This is a genomic window from Stenotrophomonas sp. STEN014 (assembly GCF_056760315.1).
Map to the genome: position 1 here is coordinate 194,498 of NZ_JBRREN010000004.1, position 14,088 is coordinate 208,585.

18 protein-coding genes are annotated in these 14,088 nt (G+C 64.4%); 15 read left to right on the forward strand and 3 right to left on the reverse strand.

Annotated elements, in window-relative coordinates; genetic code table 11:
• Positions 1–4: 4 nt before the first annotated feature.
• Complete coding sequence (locus tag ACVOMC_RS07585) at positions 5–544, reverse strand: Smr/MutS family protein (protein ID WP_481523465.1); 540 nt, start codon at positions 542–544, stop codon at positions 5–7.
• Positions 545–725: 181 nt separating this feature from the next.
• On the opposite strand from ACVOMC_RS07585, the gene surE reads away from it, so the two are divergent.
• The 4 genes from surE to ACVOMC_RS07605 are packed head-to-tail and all read left to right on the forward strand — an operon-like array spanning position 726 to position 3,578.
• Positions 726–1,505, forward strand: coding sequence for a 5'/3'-nucleotidase SurE (gene surE / locus ACVOMC_RS07590; protein WP_054656804.1), 780 nt, complete (start codon positions 726–728; stop codon positions 1,503–1,505).
• Positions 1,502–2,179: a protein-L-isoaspartate(D-aspartate) O-methyltransferase gene (locus ACVOMC_RS07595; RefSeq protein WP_481523466.1), complete on the forward strand. Its 678-nt coding sequence runs from the start codon at positions 1,502–1,504 to the stop codon at positions 2,177–2,179. The genes surE and ACVOMC_RS07595 overlap by 4 nt, the downstream gene beginning before the upstream one ends.
• A 20-nt stretch (positions 2,180–2,199) precedes the next feature.
• Positions 2,200–2,814: a YqaA family protein gene (locus ACVOMC_RS07600; RefSeq protein ID WP_054656806.1), complete on the forward strand. Its 615-nt coding sequence runs from the start codon at positions 2,200–2,202 to the stop codon at positions 2,812–2,814.
• Positions 2,811–3,578 carry a peptidoglycan DD-metalloendopeptidase family protein gene (locus ACVOMC_RS07605; protein ID WP_481523467.1) on the forward strand — a complete coding sequence of 256 codons (768 nt, stop codon included), beginning with the start codon at positions 2,811–2,813 and terminating at the stop codon, positions 3,576–3,578. Before ACVOMC_RS07600 ends, ACVOMC_RS07605 begins: the two co-directional genes overlap by 4 nt.
• A gap of 70 nt (positions 3,579–3,648) precedes the next feature.
• Here the strand turns inward: ACVOMC_RS07605 and ACVOMC_RS07610 are convergent, their stop codons facing one another.
• Together ACVOMC_RS07610 and yhbY are read right to left on the reverse strand one after the other, a co-directional pair.
• Positions 3,649–4,029: an Mth938-like domain-containing protein gene (locus tag ACVOMC_RS07610; RefSeq protein WP_481523468.1), complete on the reverse strand. Its 381-nt coding sequence runs from the start codon at positions 4,027–4,029 to the stop codon at positions 3,649–3,651.
• Positions 4,030–4,047: 18 nt separating this feature from the next.
• Positions 4,048–4,353, reverse strand: coding sequence for a ribosome assembly RNA-binding protein YhbY (gene yhbY / locus ACVOMC_RS07615; protein ID WP_054656808.1), 306 nt, complete (start codon positions 4,351–4,353; stop codon positions 4,048–4,050).
• A 64-nt stretch (positions 4,354–4,417) separates the two neighbouring features.
• On the opposite strand from yhbY, the gene rlmE reads away from it, so the two are divergent.
• From rlmE to recX, 11 genes are all read left to right on the forward strand, one after another.
• Positions 4,418–5,050, forward strand: a complete 633-nt coding sequence (gene rlmE / locus ACVOMC_RS07620; RefSeq protein ID WP_054656809.1) for a 23S rRNA (uridine(2552)-2'-O)-methyltransferase RlmE — start codon at positions 4,418–4,420, stop codon at positions 5,048–5,050.
• Between the two features lie 53 nt (positions 5,051–5,103).
• Positions 5,104–7,035 carry an ATP-dependent zinc metalloprotease FtsH gene (gene ftsH, locus ACVOMC_RS07625; protein WP_481523469.1) on the forward strand — a complete coding sequence of 644 codons (1,932 nt, stop codon included), beginning with the start codon at positions 5,104–5,106 and terminating at the stop codon, positions 7,033–7,035.
• A gap of 110 nt (positions 7,036–7,145) precedes the next feature.
• Entirely contained in the window at positions 7,146–7,331 is a 186-nt protein-coding gene (locus ACVOMC_RS07630; RefSeq protein WP_145974365.1) for a hypothetical protein, read from the forward strand.
• Positions 7,331–8,227, forward strand: a complete 897-nt coding sequence (gene folP / locus ACVOMC_RS07635; protein WP_481523470.1) for a dihydropteroate synthase — start codon at positions 7,331–7,333, stop codon at positions 8,225–8,227. Before ACVOMC_RS07630 ends, folP begins: the two co-directional genes overlap by 1 nt.
• Positions 8,227–9,180 (forward strand): tRNA (adenosine(37)-N6)-dimethylallyltransferase MiaA, encoded by a 954-nt coding sequence (miaA, locus tag ACVOMC_RS07640; RefSeq protein ID WP_481523471.1) that lies wholly within the window; start codon positions 8,227–8,229, stop codon positions 9,178–9,180. Before folP ends, miaA begins: the two co-directional genes overlap by 1 nt.
• Before the next feature lie 89 nt (positions 9,181–9,269).
• Complete coding sequence (gene hfq / locus ACVOMC_RS07645; protein WP_054656813.1) at positions 9,270–9,551, forward strand: RNA chaperone Hfq; 282 nt, start codon at positions 9,270–9,272, stop codon at positions 9,549–9,551.
• Between the two features lie 14 nt (positions 9,552–9,565).
• On the forward strand, positions 9,566–10,876 hold the full coding sequence (hflX, locus tag ACVOMC_RS07650) for a ribosome rescue GTPase HflX (RefSeq protein WP_054656814.1): 1,311 nt from the start codon (positions 9,566–9,568) through the stop codon (positions 10,874–10,876).
• A 135-nt stretch (positions 10,877–11,011) separates the two neighbouring features.
• Positions 11,012–11,503, forward strand: a complete 492-nt coding sequence (locus ACVOMC_RS07655; protein WP_057506553.1) for a CinA family protein — start codon at positions 11,012–11,014, stop codon at positions 11,501–11,503.
• 69 nt (positions 11,504–11,572) lie between these two features.
• Positions 11,573–12,214 carry a transcriptional repressor LexA gene (lexA, locus tag ACVOMC_RS07660; RefSeq protein ID WP_054656815.1) on the forward strand — a complete coding sequence of 214 codons (642 nt, stop codon included), beginning with the start codon at positions 11,573–11,575 and terminating at the stop codon, positions 12,212–12,214.
• Positions 12,215–12,399: 185 nt separating this feature from the next.
• Positions 12,400–13,434, forward strand: a complete 1,035-nt coding sequence (gene recA, locus ACVOMC_RS07665; RefSeq protein ID WP_054656816.1) for a recombinase RecA — start codon at positions 12,400–12,402, stop codon at positions 13,432–13,434.
• A gap of 108 nt (positions 13,435–13,542) precedes the next feature.
• On the forward strand, positions 13,543–14,031 hold the full coding sequence (gene recX / locus ACVOMC_RS07670; RefSeq protein ID WP_481523472.1) for a recombination regulator RecX: 489 nt from the start codon (positions 13,543–13,545) through the stop codon (positions 14,029–14,031).
• Positions 14,032–14,088 lie beyond the last annotated feature (57 nt).

The window sequence follows — 14,088 nt, forward strand, 5'->3', positions numbered from 1 at the left end:
GCGCTCAGCGGTTGGCCAACAGCACCAGTACCGCGCCGGTACCGCCTTGGGTGGCCGGCGCGGAGTGAAACGCCAGCACGTCGTTGCGCAGCCGCAGCATGCGATCGACCAGATTTTTCAGTGCCGGCGCGCCGCCGTCGGATTGCAGGCCCTTGCCATGGATGATGCGTACGCAGCCAAACTCGTGGGCGTGCGCTTCCAGCAGGAACTCCCGCAGCAGAACCTCGGCCTGGGATGTGGTTGCACCATGCAGGTCCAGTTCGTCCTGCGCGGAATACTGGCCGCGCTTGAGGCGCTGGAACATCCGCGCCGGCAGATTCTCGCGGCGATAGCTGGCCACGTCGCCGGCTTCCAGTGGCGCGGCTGATCGCAGCAGTCTGGCGAACTCGCCCAGAGCCAGCGCCTCATCCTGTTCGGCCATGCGCGCGCGCGGCTTCGGGCGTGGCTTGCCGGTTGCCGGCGCCTCCACCTGTGGCAGCCGTTTCACCTCGCCTATGGCCGAGAGGAACAGCGCGCTGTCATCTTCATCTTCGGGGTACGACATCTGCACAGCGTAACGTGCTCTGGGTCGCAGGCAAGCGTCCGGGTGGGAAGGCTGGCGCGTGCATTCCGGTATCATTGGGAAAACAGGCCGCTGCGCATCCGAGGATGCACAGCAGTGGCGCGGCAGTCGGAGCGGTGAGGTAGTGTGGACACCGCAGTTGATTCGGTGACTCAGGTCTTTAATGCGCGTACTAGTATCAAATGACGATGGTGTGGACGCCCCCGGCATCAAGATGCTTGCCGAGGAACTGCGCAACGCTGGCCACGAGGTGACGGTGGTTGCGCCGGATCGTGATCGCTCCGGCGCCAGCAACTCGCTGACGTTGGATCAGCCGGTACGGTTGCGTCGGATCGACCACTACACCTGCGCGGTGGCGGGCACGCCCACAGACTGCGTGCATCTGGCGCTGACCGGAATGCTTGAGTATGAGCCGGATATCGTGGTGTCGGGCATCAACAATGCAGCCAACCTCGGTGATGACGTGATCTATTCGGGCACGGTCTCGGCGGCGATGGAGGGACGTTGTCTGGGTCTGCCTTCGGTGGCGGTGTCGCTGGTAACGCACAAGCACGAGGCAAAAAATTTCCGTACCGCGGCACGCGCGGCGGTGGAGATCGTGGCGCGCCTGATTGCCGATCCGTTGCCGGCGGACACCATCCTCAATGTGAATGTTCCGGATCTGGCCTGGGAGGATATCCGCGGTTTCGAGGTCACCCGTCTGGGTAACCGCCACCGCGCGGAGCCCTGCGTCCCGGCGACCGATCCACGTGGCAATACGGTGTATTGGATAGGTCCGGCCGGCAGCGAGCAGGATGCCGGCCCCGGCACGGATTTCCACGCGGTACGCACCGGGCATATCTCGATAACCCCGATCCAGGTAGACCTGACCCGCTACTCCGCGTTGGAGAAGGTTGCAAGCTGGGTCGGTGGGCTGTCGGCCACACTGGGGTCGAAAGAATGACGCCGCGCCTGCGGTTGCAGCCAGAAGCGGTGGGCATTGGCATGACTTCGCAGCGCGTGCGCGACCGCCTGGTGGATCGCCTGCGGGAGGCTGGGATTGCCAGCGAGCCAACGCTCAATGCGGTGCGGGTGGTGCCACGCCATCTGTTCATCGATGAGGCACTGGCGTCGCGGGCGTACGAAGACACGGCCTTGCCGATTGGACACGGGCAGACCATTTCCCAGCCATGGGTGGTGGCGCGGATGACCGAGGCGGTGCTGGCGGTCGAGCCGAAGACCGTGCTGGAAGTGGGTACCGGTTCCGGCTACCAGGCCGCGATCCTCGCCGCGCTGGGGCTGGAGGTCTACACGGTGGAGCGTATCGGCGATCTGCTGCGGCAGGCGCGCAAGCGTTTCCGCCAGCTGGGCATGAATGTGCGCAGCAAACACGACGATGGCCGCATCGGTTGGCCGGAGCATGCTCCCTATGACGCCATCGTGGTGACCGCGGCGGCTCCGGCTCTGGTGGACGCGCTGATCGAACAGCTTGCCGTCGGCGGCCGGCTGGTGGCGCCGGTCGGAGGACCGGGCGGGCAGGCACTTCTGCAATTGACACGATTGGCCGATGGCAGCATCCAGCAGGAGGAACTGGCGCTGGTCAGCTTCGTGCCGCTGCTGTCGGGCATGCTGGACTGAAGCTAAGGATCAAGCGAACCATGAAGATTTTCGGGCCTCTTTACGACCGGGCGCTGGTCTGGGCCAGCCACGAGCGTGCTCCCACCTACCTGACCGTGCTGAGCTTCATAGAAGCCATCATTTTTCCGGTGATGCCGGAAGTGATGTTGATGCCGATGTGCGTGGCGCAGCCGCGCAAAGGCTGGCGTTTTGCCACGCTGAGCCTGATCGGCTCGATGGCCGGTGCGATGGTCGGTTATGCGCTCGGCCATTACGCGTTCGAGCTGATGAAGCCGCTGTTCGAGATGATGGGCATGCTGCCGTCGATTGAATCGGGCATCGCCACCATCCAGGAAAAAATGGCCGAATCGCCATGGGCGGTGTTCACTTTCCTCGTGCTGGGTGGCTTCATGCCGATCCCGATGAAAGTTTTCACATGGGCCTCGGGTATCGTCGGCGTGCCGCTGCCGCAGTATGTATTGAGCATGCTGATCGGTCGCGGCAAGCGCGTTTATATTCTGGCTGCGGTGATCCGTTTTGGCGGGGCGCGTGCGGCCCAGGCGTTGCGGCGCTGGATTGAGCCGCTGGGCTGGATCGCAACCGTGCTGGTTGCCGGCCTGGTGGGCTGGCTGGTCTGGAGAGCGAAATTCGCATGAGTGCAAAAATGATGGGCAAGGGTTTCGGTCGCGTCGCTGCGCTGGCGCTGGTGGTTGCATTGGCAGGCTGCGGTACGGCAACGGTGGTCAGGCCTTCAGGTGCCGGTGCTTCCACCGGCCATGCGACACCCCAGAAGTCGGTCCCCAAGCCGGGGCAGACGGCGGTTGTCCGGCGTGGCGACACCCTGTTCGCATTGGCGCGCATCCATAACATCACGCCGCGTGACTTGGCGGCATGGAACGGCTTGTCGGAGCCGTACACGATCTATCCGGGGCAGTCGTTGCGCCTGTATCCGGGTGGGGCTGCTGCCAGCCGTCCGGTGGGCGGTACCGCAACCACCACGCGACCCACTCCGGCGCCGACTACGCCCGTTGCGGCCCCGGTCAATAGCGGTATCGGCTGGCGATGGCCGGCAGATGGCGCGCTGGTAGGCCGTTTTGTTGCCGGCGAGGCCACCAAGCAGGGGATCGATATCGCCGGCAGCAGCGGGCAGGCGGTGCGTGCGGCAGGTCCGGGGGTGGTCGTCTACTCCGGCGCCGGCCTGGTGGGCTACGGCGAGCTGATCATCATCAAGCACAACGAGCAGTGGCTCTCGGCGTATGGGCACAACCGCAAGCGACTGGTGAATGAAGGGCAGAGCGTGAAGGCCGGCGATCAGATCGCCGAGATGGGCCGTACCGGCACCTCGCGCGACATGCTGCACTTCGAGATCCGTTACAACGGCAAGCCGGTGGATCCGCTGCTGTATCTGCCGAAAAAATAGGTGGCGGTTGGCGGCACAAAAAAGGCCCGGTGCGATGCGCCGGGCCTTTTACTTTGTGTCCCCGAGGTAATCAGCTGCCGTTTTCGAGAATGAAGGCGGCAACCACCTTGCGGTCCTCGGCGGCCAGAACATTGAAGGTGCGGGCGGCCGAGGCGTTGTTCATCACCTCGATACCGATGCCGCGCGTCAAGCAGGCGGCCAGCACCGCGGCCGGCGGGAACATCTGCTGTTCGCCTGTGCCGAGAATGACCAAGGCCGGGTTCAGCTCCAGGGCCGCGTTCAGGTGACCTGCGGTCAACTCCGCAAGCGATCTGACCGGCCAGTCTTCGACCAGCTGGTTCGGCGCAAGAATGAAGCTGTGCGTCAGTACGCGATCATTCACCTTGGCCTGGCGGCCATCGGCTGCGCGCAAACTGTAGGTGTAATCAGGCAGTTCCCGGCTCAGTTGCATCGAAGGACTCCTCGGCGATCAGCCGCGGGGCAGCACGATCTGGCGCTGTTCCTTGCTTGGACGGTACAGCACGGCGACATGTCCGATGCGCTGCACCAGCGCGCTGCCGCTGGCCTGGACCAGCTCGGAAATCATCGCATCACGGGCCTCGCGGTCTTCCGCGCCGACCTTCACTTTGATCAGTTCATGACGCTCAAGTACTTCGTCCAGTTCTGCCAGGAAGGCTGGCGTGACCCCCTTTCCACCGATCTGCAGCAGTGCTTTCAGATCGTGCGCGGCACCGCGCAAAAATCGGGTCTGGGCCGGGGTCAGGACGATAGACATGCAGGAATACAGGTAATCAAGGGGGTTCAGGGTATCATGACCACCCCATCTGGCCCCATTTCCAATGGCTTCCCGCAGCAAAAGCAGTCAACGCTGGTTGAAAGAACACTTTTCCGATCCTTTCGTTAAGAAGGCGCAGGCGGAGGGCATGCGGTCGCGCGCCGCCTACAAGCTGGAGGAGCTGCTCAAGCGCGACCGGCTGCTGAAACCGAACATGGTCGTGGTCGATCTGGGCGCCGCGCCCGGCGGCTGGTCGCAGCAGGTACGCAAGCAGATGGGTGACAGCGGCCGGGTGCTGGCACTGGATATCCTGGAGATGCCGCCGCTGGCGGGAGTGGAGTTCCTTCACGGTGACTTCAGGGAGCAGGCCGTCCTATCGCAGTTTGAAGCCATGCTCGGGAATCAGCCGGTAGACCTTGTGCTGTCGGATATGGCCCCCAATAAGAGTGGCATGGATGCGGTCGACCAGCCGCGGATGATGTATCTGGCGGAGTTGGCGTTGGATTTTTCCGACAACCACCTCAAGCCCGGTGGGGCGTTCCTGATCAAGTTGTTCCAGGGCGTCGGCTTTGATGACTACGTGCGTGAAATGCGCCGTCGTTTCGACAAGGTCGTGATCCGCAAGCCCGAGGCCTCCCGCGCGCGTTCGCCGGAAGTCTATGCCCTCGGGCAGGGCAAGCGGGCGCAGATCAAGTAAGCTCAACCATACGCATTGCGTCAGAAATTAGAGGGACACCGGAGCCGATGAGGATGAACGACCTGACCAAGAACCTCCTGCTATGGGTGGTTGTCGCCGTCGTGCTGATGGTGGTGTTCCAGAGCTTTGCGCCACGCGGTGGTGCAGTGACCGCCGGTGACGCGCGCAACTACACCCAGTTCCTGCAGGAAGTGGACTCGGGCCGCATCAAGGCGGTCGAGTACACCGACAAGACGACGCTGACCACCAACCATCTGCGCTTCAAGCGTGCCGATGGCTCGGAAGGCCAGCTGTTCGCCCCGGCCGATCCCAAGCTGCTGGATCAGCTGTATTCCAAGAATGTCGAAGTGGTGCGCCAGGAGCCGGCCACCGGTCCGGGTTTCTGGGGGCTGGTGCTGCAGTTCCTGCCGGTGCTGCTGCTGATAGGCTTCTGGATTTTCATGATGCGCCAGATGCAGGGCGGTGGTGGCGGTGCCAAGGGTGCGATGTCCTTCGGCAAGTCGCGCGCCAAGCTGCAGGGCGAGGACCAGATCAAGGTCACCTTCGCCGATGTCGCCGGTTGTGACGAAGCCAAGGAGGAAGTCGGTGAACTGGTCGAGTTCCTGCGCGATCCGTCCCGTTTCACCAAGCTCGGCGGCAAGATTCCGCGCGGTGTGCTGATGGTCGGCCCGCCGGGTACCGGCAAGACGCTGCTGGCCCGTGCGATCGCCGGCGAGGCCAAGGTGCCGTTTTTCGCCATCTCCGGTTCCGACTTTGTCGAGATGTTCGTCGGCGTCGGCGCCAGCCGCGTGCGCGACATGTTCGAGCAGGCCAAGAAGCACGCGCCGTGCATCATCTTCATCGACGAAATCGATGCCGTGGGCCGTCACCGCGGTTCGGGTATGGGTGGTGGCCACGACGAGCGCGAGCAGACCCTGAACCAGATGCTGGTCGAAATGGACGGCTTCGAGGGCGGTGAAGGCGTGATCGTGATCGCCGCGACCAACCGTCCGGACGTGCTGGACAAGGCGCTGCTGCGTCCGGGCCGTTTCGACCGCCAGGTCATGGTCGGCCTGCCGGACATCAAGGGCCGCGAGCAGATCCTGCGCGTGCACCTGCGCAAGGTGCCGGCCGCCGATGACGTGCGTCCGGAAGTGCTGGCGCGCGGTACCCCGGGGTTCTCCGGTGCCGATCTGGCCAATCTGATCAATGAAGGCGCCCTGTTTGCGGCTCGTCGCAACAAGCAGGAAGTCGACATGAAGGACTTCGAGGACGCCAAGGACAAGATCTACATGGGTCCTGAGCGGCGCAGCATGGTCATGCGCGAGGATGAGCGTCGCAACACCGCCTATCACGAGTCCGGCCACGCCGTGGTTGCCATGTCGCTGCCCAAGGCCGACCCGGTGCACAAGGTCACCATCATGCCGCGCGGCTGGGCACTGGGCGTGACCTGGCAGTTGCCCGAGCACGACCACATCAGCAAGTACAAGGACCGCATGCTCGAAGAGCTGGCGATCCTGTTTGGTGGCCGTATCGCCGAGGAGTTGTTTGTGGGCGAGATGTCCACCGGCGCGTCCAATGACTTCGAACGTGCCACCAAACTGGCGCGCGGCATGGTCACCAAGTACGGCATGTCCGATGTGATGGGCACCATGGTCTACGCCGACGAGGAGGCTGGCTACGGCATGCACAGCAAGACCATTTCCGAGGCCACCCAGCAGAAGGTGGACGCGGAGATCCGTCGCATCCTGGACCAGCAGTACGCCGTAGCGCGCAGCATCCTGGAGGAAAAGCGCGACATCGTCGAGGCGATGACCGTCGCGCTGCTGGACTGGGAAACCATCGATGCCGAGCAGGTCAAGGCGATCATGGAGGGCCGCAAGCCTTCGCCGCCCGCTGGATGGGTGGAAAAGGGCGGCGGCAACGGACCGACCGGTGATGACAAGGGCGGCGACGCGCAGAGCCCGGTTGCGCCGATCACCAGCGATCCCGCCAGCCAGCACTGATCGATAGTGCGATCTGCAACGAAACGGGCCGGTTTTCCGGCCCGTTTCCGTATGCGGCGATCGCGGCGCTGGGCGAGAATAGGCGCCATCCAGTCTTCCGGTACTTCCGCATGAACACGCCTTCGACGCCCCCCCCACCTCCCACGCATCTTCCGGAAATGATCATCGCCACCGTGGCCGGTGTCGCGTTCGGAGTGAAGACCGGCAACTACCTGACCGGTATTTTTGTCGGCGTTGTGCTGGGGGTGGTACTGAGCTTTATTGGCAGCAAGCTGCGCGCGCGGAGCAAACGCTGATGTTCGACCTGGCTCCCCAGCTGGATTGCAACGGCCGTCTGTTGCGCCTGGACCGGCCCCGGGTGATGGGCATCGTCAACGTCACGCCGGACTCGTTTTCAGACGGTGGCCAGCATTTTGATGCGGCCGCGGCAATCGCCCACGGCCTTGCGCTGGTGGAGCAGGGGGCGGACCTGCTCGACGTCGGTGGCGAGTCCACGCGTCCCGGTGCGGCCCAGGTGTCGGTGCAGGAGGAGGTCGACCGCGTCGCGCCGGTGATCGAAGCACTGGCGACACGCGTGGCTGTGCCGATCAGCGTGGACACGTTCAAACCGGACGTGATGCGGGCTGCGTTGGCGGCCGGTGCCGGCATGGTCAATGACGTGCAGGCGCTGCGGCAGCCGGGCGCGCTTGAGGTGCTGGCGAACTCGGGTGCGGCCGTGGTGCTGATGCATGCGGTTGGCGGCCCTTACGATGCGGGCGCGACGCACGGCTATGACGAGATCGCCGGCGACGTGCAGCGGTTTCTCGCCGAGCGGGTGTTCGCCGCGGAGATGGCCGGGATCGCGCGCAAGCGGTTGGTGATCGATCCCGGTTACGGTTTCAACAAGGACACCGCGCAGAATTTCACTCTGCTGGCCGCGCAGGCGCGTCTGTTGGCGCTGGGCGTGCCACTGCTGGCCGGGTTTTCGCGCAAGCGGTGCATCGGTGAGGTGACCGGGCGCACGGTGGCGTGCGAGCGTGTCGCCGGTTCGGTCGCGGCACATCTTCTGGCCGTGCAGCGTGGTGCGAAGATCGTACGCGTGCACGACGTGGCCGCCACGGTGGACGCGCTCAAGGTGCTGGCGGCGGTCGATGCTATACCGGCGCCGCGCGCCGACACGCCGTCACTGCCGCGCTGGCCGGACGAGGATTGATGGGCAGCGATCAACGACCGTTGGCGATCGCGCTGATGGGGCCGACCGCGTCGGGCAAGACCGCTGCGGCGATCGCGCTGGCCAAGGCCTACGACGGAGAGATCGTCAGCGTCGACTCGGCGCTGGTGTATCGCGGGCTGGAAATCGGTGCGGCCAAGCCGGACCTGGAGGAGCGCGCGGGCGTTGCGCATCACCTGCTGGATCTGCGCGATCCATGGGAAACCTATTCGGCGGCGGAGTTCGCCAGCGACGCAGCGGCGGCGGTGCGCGATATCGCGGCCCGCGGCCGCTTGCCGATCCTGGCTGGCGGCACCGGGCTGTATTTCCGTGCGTTGCTGCAGGGCCTGTCGCCGATGCCGCAGGCCGATCCGGCGATCCGCGCGCAGATCACAGCCGAGGCGGCGGTGGTCGGCTGGCCGGCCCTGCATACGCAACTGGCGAAGGTCGATCCGCTAGCTGCCAAGCGCATCCATGCGACCGACCCGCAGCGCATTCAGCGGGCGCTGGAGGTGTTCCGCCTAACCGGCAAGCCGATCAGTCATTGGCAGGCGCTGCCAAGTATCGCCCGCCTGCCGGCGCGCGTGCTCAAGCTGGTACTCGCTCCGGCCGACCGCGCGGTGTTGCACCAGCGCATCGAAAGGCGCTTCGACCTGATGCTGGAGCAGGGCTTTCTGGACGAGGTGCGGCGCTTGCGGGCCTTGCCGCAGATGGCGCGGGTAGCCGCGCCCCTGGATCTTCCTGCAATACGGGCGGTGGGTTACCGGCAGGCCTGGCAGTTCCTGGAGGGGCAGGGCAGTGCGATGGAATTCCGCGACAAGGCCATTTTCGCCACGCGCCAGCTGGCCAAGCGCCAGCTGACCTGGTTGCGTGGTGAGCTGGATGCGCGCTGGTATGACCCGGCGAGCGATATGCCCGGTTTGCGGAACGCGGTCTCACTGTTTCTGGGAAGGTGAGAAGGCGCCGGCCGGTGTACCATCATCGTTCCGGACAGGCATGGGGCGCTTTCGGTCCGGACCATAAAAACAATAACGAGGAGTGGACGATGTCCAAAGGACAGTCTTTGCAGGACCCGTTTCTGAATGCACTGCGCCGCGAGCGCGTGCCGGTGTCGGTGTACCTGGTCAATGGCATCAAACTGCAGGGCACGATCGAATCGTTCGACCAGTTCGTGGTGCTGCTGCGCAATACCGTCAGCCAGATGGTCTACAAGCACGCCATTTCCACCGTGGTTCCCGCGCGCAACGTGCGTGTGGGGCCGGGCGGCGGTTATGTGCAATCCGGTGAGGGCAGTCAGGCAGGCGATGACGACAACGACAGCGAGTAAGAAGGACGTGGCGCGTGTTTGACCGTTCCAAGAAGGGCGAGCACGCACTGTTGATCCAACCGCACAGTGGGCGGCTGGAAGAGGATGTGCTGGAAGAATTCACCGATCTGGCCCGTTCGGCGGGTGCCAGTATCGCCGCGACCATCACCGCGCGTATGGATCGCCCCAATCCCTCCACCTTGATCGGCAGCGGCAAGCTGGATGAGGTCAAGGCCGCAGCCGATGCCACCGGTGCGGATCTGGTGCTGGTCAACCATCAGCTCAGCCCGGTGCAGGAGCGCAACCTGGAGCGCTTCCTGGAGCGCCGGGTGATCGACCGTACCGGCCTGATCCTGGATATCTTCGCCCAGCGTGCGCACAGCCATGAAGGCAAACTGCAGGTCGAGCTGGCCCAGTTGCGTCATCTGGCCACGCGTCTGGTGCGCGGCTGGACCCACCTGGAGCGACAGCGTGGTGGTTCCATCGGCCTGCGCGGCCCGGGCGAAACCCAGCTGGAAACCGACCGCCGTCTGCTGCAAAAACGCGTGGAACAGCTGCAGAAGCGCTTGGAAAAAGTCGAAGTGCAGCGCACCCAGATGCGTCGTGCGCGCGTGCGCAGCGAGTTGCCACGCATCGCACTGGTGGGCTACACCAACGCCGGCAAGTCGACCTTGTTCAATGCCTTGACCGGCGCCGAAGCCTACGCCGCCGATCAGCTGTTCGCCACGCTGGATCCCACCGTGCGGCGCATCGCGCTCCCGGGTGGCAGCGCGATGCTGGCCGACACCGTGGGCTTCGTCCGCGACCTGCCGCATGATCTGGTGGCCGCGTTCCGCTCCACGTTGTCCGAGGCACGTGAGGCCGACTTCCTGCTGCATCTGGTGGATGCGGCTGATCCACTGCGGGAAGATCGGATCGCGCAGGTCGATGAAGTGCTTGAGGCGGTAGGGGCCGGAGATCTGCCGCAGCTGCTGGTCTTCAACAAGATCGATCGCATCGAAGGGGCCGAGGTGCGTCATGACGCACAGGATGGCGTTCCGGACGAGTCGCGGCGCGAGCGGGTGTGGATTTCCGCGCGTGACGGGCGAGGCCTGGAGCTGCTGCAATCGGTGCTCGGCAAGCGCCTGGGGCTGCAGCATGTGACTGGCACCGTGCGTATTCCGCCCAGTGCCGGCCGCTTGCGTTCGCGTCTGCATGAGCTGGAAGTCGTCCGCAGCGAGCAGGCCGACGAAGAAGGGTGGCTGGTCGAGGTGGATATTCCCATCGCCGAGGCCGAGAAGCTGGCCGGTGGCCGTGATGGTGCGGTAATCCGGGCGTTGTTGCCCGAGGCCGAGCCGGAATGGTGAGTCGCTTTCCACGGGATAGATGAATGGCAAAGGGTCGCTCAGCGACCCTTTGTCTTATCCGGCGTTACCGCCCATCAGCAATGCATGTGGCGTGGAAATGCGCTACAACGCAGCGGCCTCCCTCCAGGAATTTCCATGGCCGCTCTTACCGACCACGAACTCGATCAACTCGCTGCCCGGCTGGGCGAGCGGCTGCGTGCTGTACGTGATCACGTCGTCACTGCTGAAAGCTGTACCGGAGGCTGGATCGCCAAGGCGATGACCGGCGTCTCCGGCTCCTCGGACTGGTTCGACAGCGGGATGGTGGCTTACAGCTACGAGGCCAAGCAGGCGTTGCTGGGGGTCAGTCCGCAGACATTGGAGGTCCATGGTGCGGTCAGTCGCGAAACGGTGATTGAAATGGTCTCGGGCGCGCTGGTGCGATCCGGTGCCAGTATTGCGGTCGCTGTCACCGGCATTGCCGGGCCCGGCGGCGGCAGCGAGGACAAACCGGTCGGAACGGTCTGGATCGGCTGGAAGCGCCGTGGCGGCTATACCCGCGCCGAGCTGTTCCATTTCGATGGCGACCGCGACGCGGTGCGCCGGCAGACCGTTGCCGCGGCGCTGATCGGGCTGGAGACGCTGTAGCTTCATGGGGTCGCCGTTGGTGACCGGGGGTATTGACGGGGGTGTTTGTTAGTAGCAATACTGCTAACCATGAATCTGACCGATACCCAGCAGGCCATCCTCGATTTGATCGCACAGCGGATCGAGGCGGAGGGCGTACCGCCGTCACAGACCGAGATCGCCCGGGCGTTCGGCTTCAAGGGCGTGCGCTCGGCGCAGTACCACCTGGAGGCGCTGGAAGCTGCCGGTGCCATCGAGCGTGTGCCGGGACGGGCGCGGGGGATCCGGCTGGTGCGCCCGGCTGCAGAAGATCCGGCGTTGCCTCTGGTGAGCGCGGCCCAAGAACAGGTGCTGCGTCTGCCGGTGCTTGGCCGGGTCGCGGCGGGCCTCCCGATTGGCGCCGACATCGGCTCGGACGATTTTGTGGTGCTGGACAGGGTGTTCTTCTCGCCTGCGCCGGATTACCTGCTGAAAGTGCAGGGCGATTCGATGGTCGATGAAGGCATCTTCAATGGCGACCTGATCGGCGTACACCGTACCCGCGACGCCCGAACCGGGCAGATCGTGGTGGCGCGGATCGATGACGAGATCACCGTCAAGCTGCTCAAGATCGGCAAGGACCGGATCCGGCTGCTGCCGCGCAACCCGGACTATGCGCCCATCGAGGTGCAGCCTGACCAGGACTTCGCGATCGAGGGGCTCTACTGCGGCCTGCTGCGGCCCAACCGGTAAGCCGGATGTTTTTCGCCGCCATGAAGGTGTGTTTTTCCTACGGGCTAAGGCGGTATCCGCTGCTGCCGGTATGCTGGCCGGCCAGATAATTTGCCCTGTCGCACGCAATCTCAGCCTGTGCGATGGGGCAGCGCTAAAGTGGACCCATGACGAAATCAGCTAAATCAACGACGAGGACGAACCCGATGGACGAGAACAAGAAGCGCGCGCTCTCCGCCGCACTGAGCCAGATCGAGAAGCAGTTCGGCAAGGGCTCGGTGATGCGCATGGGGGATCGTGTGGTCGAGCCCGTCGAGGCGATCCCGACCGGTTCGTTGATGCTGGATATCGCGCTGGGGATCGGTGGCTTGCCCAAGGGGCGCGTGGTCGAGATCTATGGTCCGGAATCCTCCGGCAAGACCACCCTGACGCTGCAGGCAATTGCCGAATGCCAGAAGCTGGGCGGCACGGCCGCCTTCATTGACGCCGAGCATGCGCTGGACCCGATCTATGCAGCCAAGCTGGGGGTGAATGTTGACGATCTGCTGCTGTCGCAGCCGGATACGGGTGAACAGGCGCTGGAAATCGCCGACATGCTGGTGCGCTCGGGTTCGGTCGATATCGTGGTGATCGATTCGGTGGCTGCGCTGACCCCCAAGGCGGAAATCGAAGGCGAGATGGGTGACCAGCTGCCGGGTCTGCAGGCCCGCCTGATGAGCCAGGCGCTGCGCAAGCTGACCGGCAACATCAAGCGCTCCAACACGCTGGTGGTCTTCATCAACCAGTTGCGCATGAAAATTGGTGTGATGATGCCGGGCCAGAGTCCCGAGGTGACCACCGGCGGCAACGCCCTGAAATTCTATGCCTCGGTGCGGCTGGATATCCGCCGTATCGGTGCGATCAAGAAGGGCGATGAGATCATCGGCAACCAGACCAAGATCAAGGTTGTGAAGAACAAGCTGGCACCTCCCTTCAAGCAAGTCATCACTGAGATTCTGTATGGCGAGGGCATCAGCCGTGAAGGCGAGCTGATCGACATGGGCGTGGAGGCTAAGCTGGTGGACAAGGCAGGCGCCTGGTACAGCTATGGCGACGAGCGCATCGGTCAGGGCAAGGACAACGCCCGCGGCTATCTGCGTGACAATCCGCAGGTGGCGGCTCGTCTTGAGGCAGAGCTGCGCGAGAAGTTCCAACCGGCGGAAGCTGCACGCGAGGAAGGTGACAGCGACGGCGAGGATTGATTTTCCGCAGGGCGGGCGGCGCATCGTCAGTGACGTCGTCCCGCCCTTGCGGTATTGAATCCAGCAGGGATGCCATGGATGGCGCCACCCTGAAAGGCAGCAGATCAGATGAGTGATAGGGATGACGGCCCGGCCAAGCCGGGCAGGCGGCGGGAGCAGACCCCGCTGCAGCGGGCACTGGGTTTGCTGGTGCGGCGGGAGCACTCGCGCAAAGAACTTGCGCGCAAGCTGAAGGCGCGCGGGCTTGATGCCGAGGCTGTGGACGTTGCGGTGTCGCGGCTGGCCGATGAAGGTTGGCAGAATGACGCGCGATTTGCCGAATCGGTCGTGCGCAACCGCTCAAACGGCGGCTATGGACCGCTGCATATCCGCGCGGAGCTGGTAACGCATGGCTTGGATGCAGAGGCGATCGAGGCTGCGCTGGCAACATTCGAGGGCGATTGGGCCGAGAGAGCGCGTGAGCTGGTGTGCCGCCGGTTCGGGCCGGATGGGCCGCAGGAGCTTGCTCAGCGACGCAAGGCGGCGGACTTGCTGGCGCGGCGTGGGTTTGACGGCAGCTGCATCCGCAGTGCGACCCGATACGACCCTGAGGACTGAGCGCGCTGGGCCTGATACCCTTTCAGGGTTTCGGTTGTCCCGAATTCCCGCGCCCTT

Bases quoted from the DNA above. Each gene is read 5' to 3' on its own strand.
- hfq (WP_054656813.1), top strand. From the start codon at position 9,270: ATGTCCAAAGGACAGTCTTTGCAGGACCCGTTTCTGAATGCACTGCGC.
- rlmE (WP_054656809.1), top strand. From the start codon at position 4,418: ATGGCTTCCCGCAGCAAAAGCAGTCAACGCTGGTTGAAAGAACACTTT.
- yhbY (WP_054656808.1), bottom strand. From the start codon at position 4,353: ATGTCTATCGTCCTGACCCCGGCCCAGACCCGATTTTTGCGCGGTGCC.
- recA (WP_054656816.1), top strand. From the start codon at position 12,400: ATGGACGAGAACAAGAAGCGCGCGCTCTCCGCCGCACTGAGCCAGATC.
- ACVOMC_RS07605 (WP_481523467.1), top strand. From the start codon at position 2,811: ATGAGTGCAAAAATGATGGGCAAGGGTTTCGGTCGCGTCGCTGCGCTG.
- lexA (WP_054656815.1), top strand. From the start codon at position 11,573: ATGAATCTGACCGATACCCAGCAGGCCATCCTCGATTTGATCGCACAG.
- ftsH (WP_481523469.1), top strand. From the start codon at position 5,104: ATGAACGACCTGACCAAGAACCTCCTGCTATGGGTGGTTGTCGCCGTC.
- surE (WP_054656804.1), top strand. From the start codon at position 726: ATGCGCGTACTAGTATCAAATGACGATGGTGTGGACGCCCCCGGCATC.
- ACVOMC_RS07630 (WP_145974365.1), top strand. From the start codon at position 7,146: ATGAACACGCCTTCGACGCCCCCCCCACCTCCCACGCATCTTCCGGAA.
- ACVOMC_RS07600 (WP_054656806.1), top strand. From the start codon at position 2,200: ATGAAGATTTTCGGGCCTCTTTACGACCGGGCGCTGGTCTGGGCCAGC.
- miaA (WP_481523471.1), top strand. From the start codon at position 8,227: ATGGGCAGCGATCAACGACCGTTGGCGATCGCGCTGATGGGGCCGACC.
- recX (WP_481523472.1), top strand. From the start codon at position 13,543: ATGAGTGATAGGGATGACGGCCCGGCCAAGCCGGGCAGGCGGCGGGAG.
- ACVOMC_RS07655 (WP_057506553.1), top strand. From the start codon at position 11,012: ATGGCCGCTCTTACCGACCACGAACTCGATCAACTCGCTGCCCGGCTG.
- ACVOMC_RS07595 (WP_481523466.1), top strand. From the start codon at position 1,502: ATGACGCCGCGCCTGCGGTTGCAGCCAGAAGCGGTGGGCATTGGCATG.
- folP (WP_481523470.1), top strand. From the start codon at position 7,331: ATGTTCGACCTGGCTCCCCAGCTGGATTGCAACGGCCGTCTGTTGCGC.
- ACVOMC_RS07610 (WP_481523468.1), bottom strand. From the start codon at position 4,029: ATGCAACTGAGCCGGGAACTGCCTGATTACACCTACAGTTTGCGCGCA.
- ACVOMC_RS07585 (WP_481523465.1), bottom strand. From the start codon at position 544: ATGTCGTACCCCGAAGATGAAGATGACAGCGCGCTGTTCCTCTCGGCC.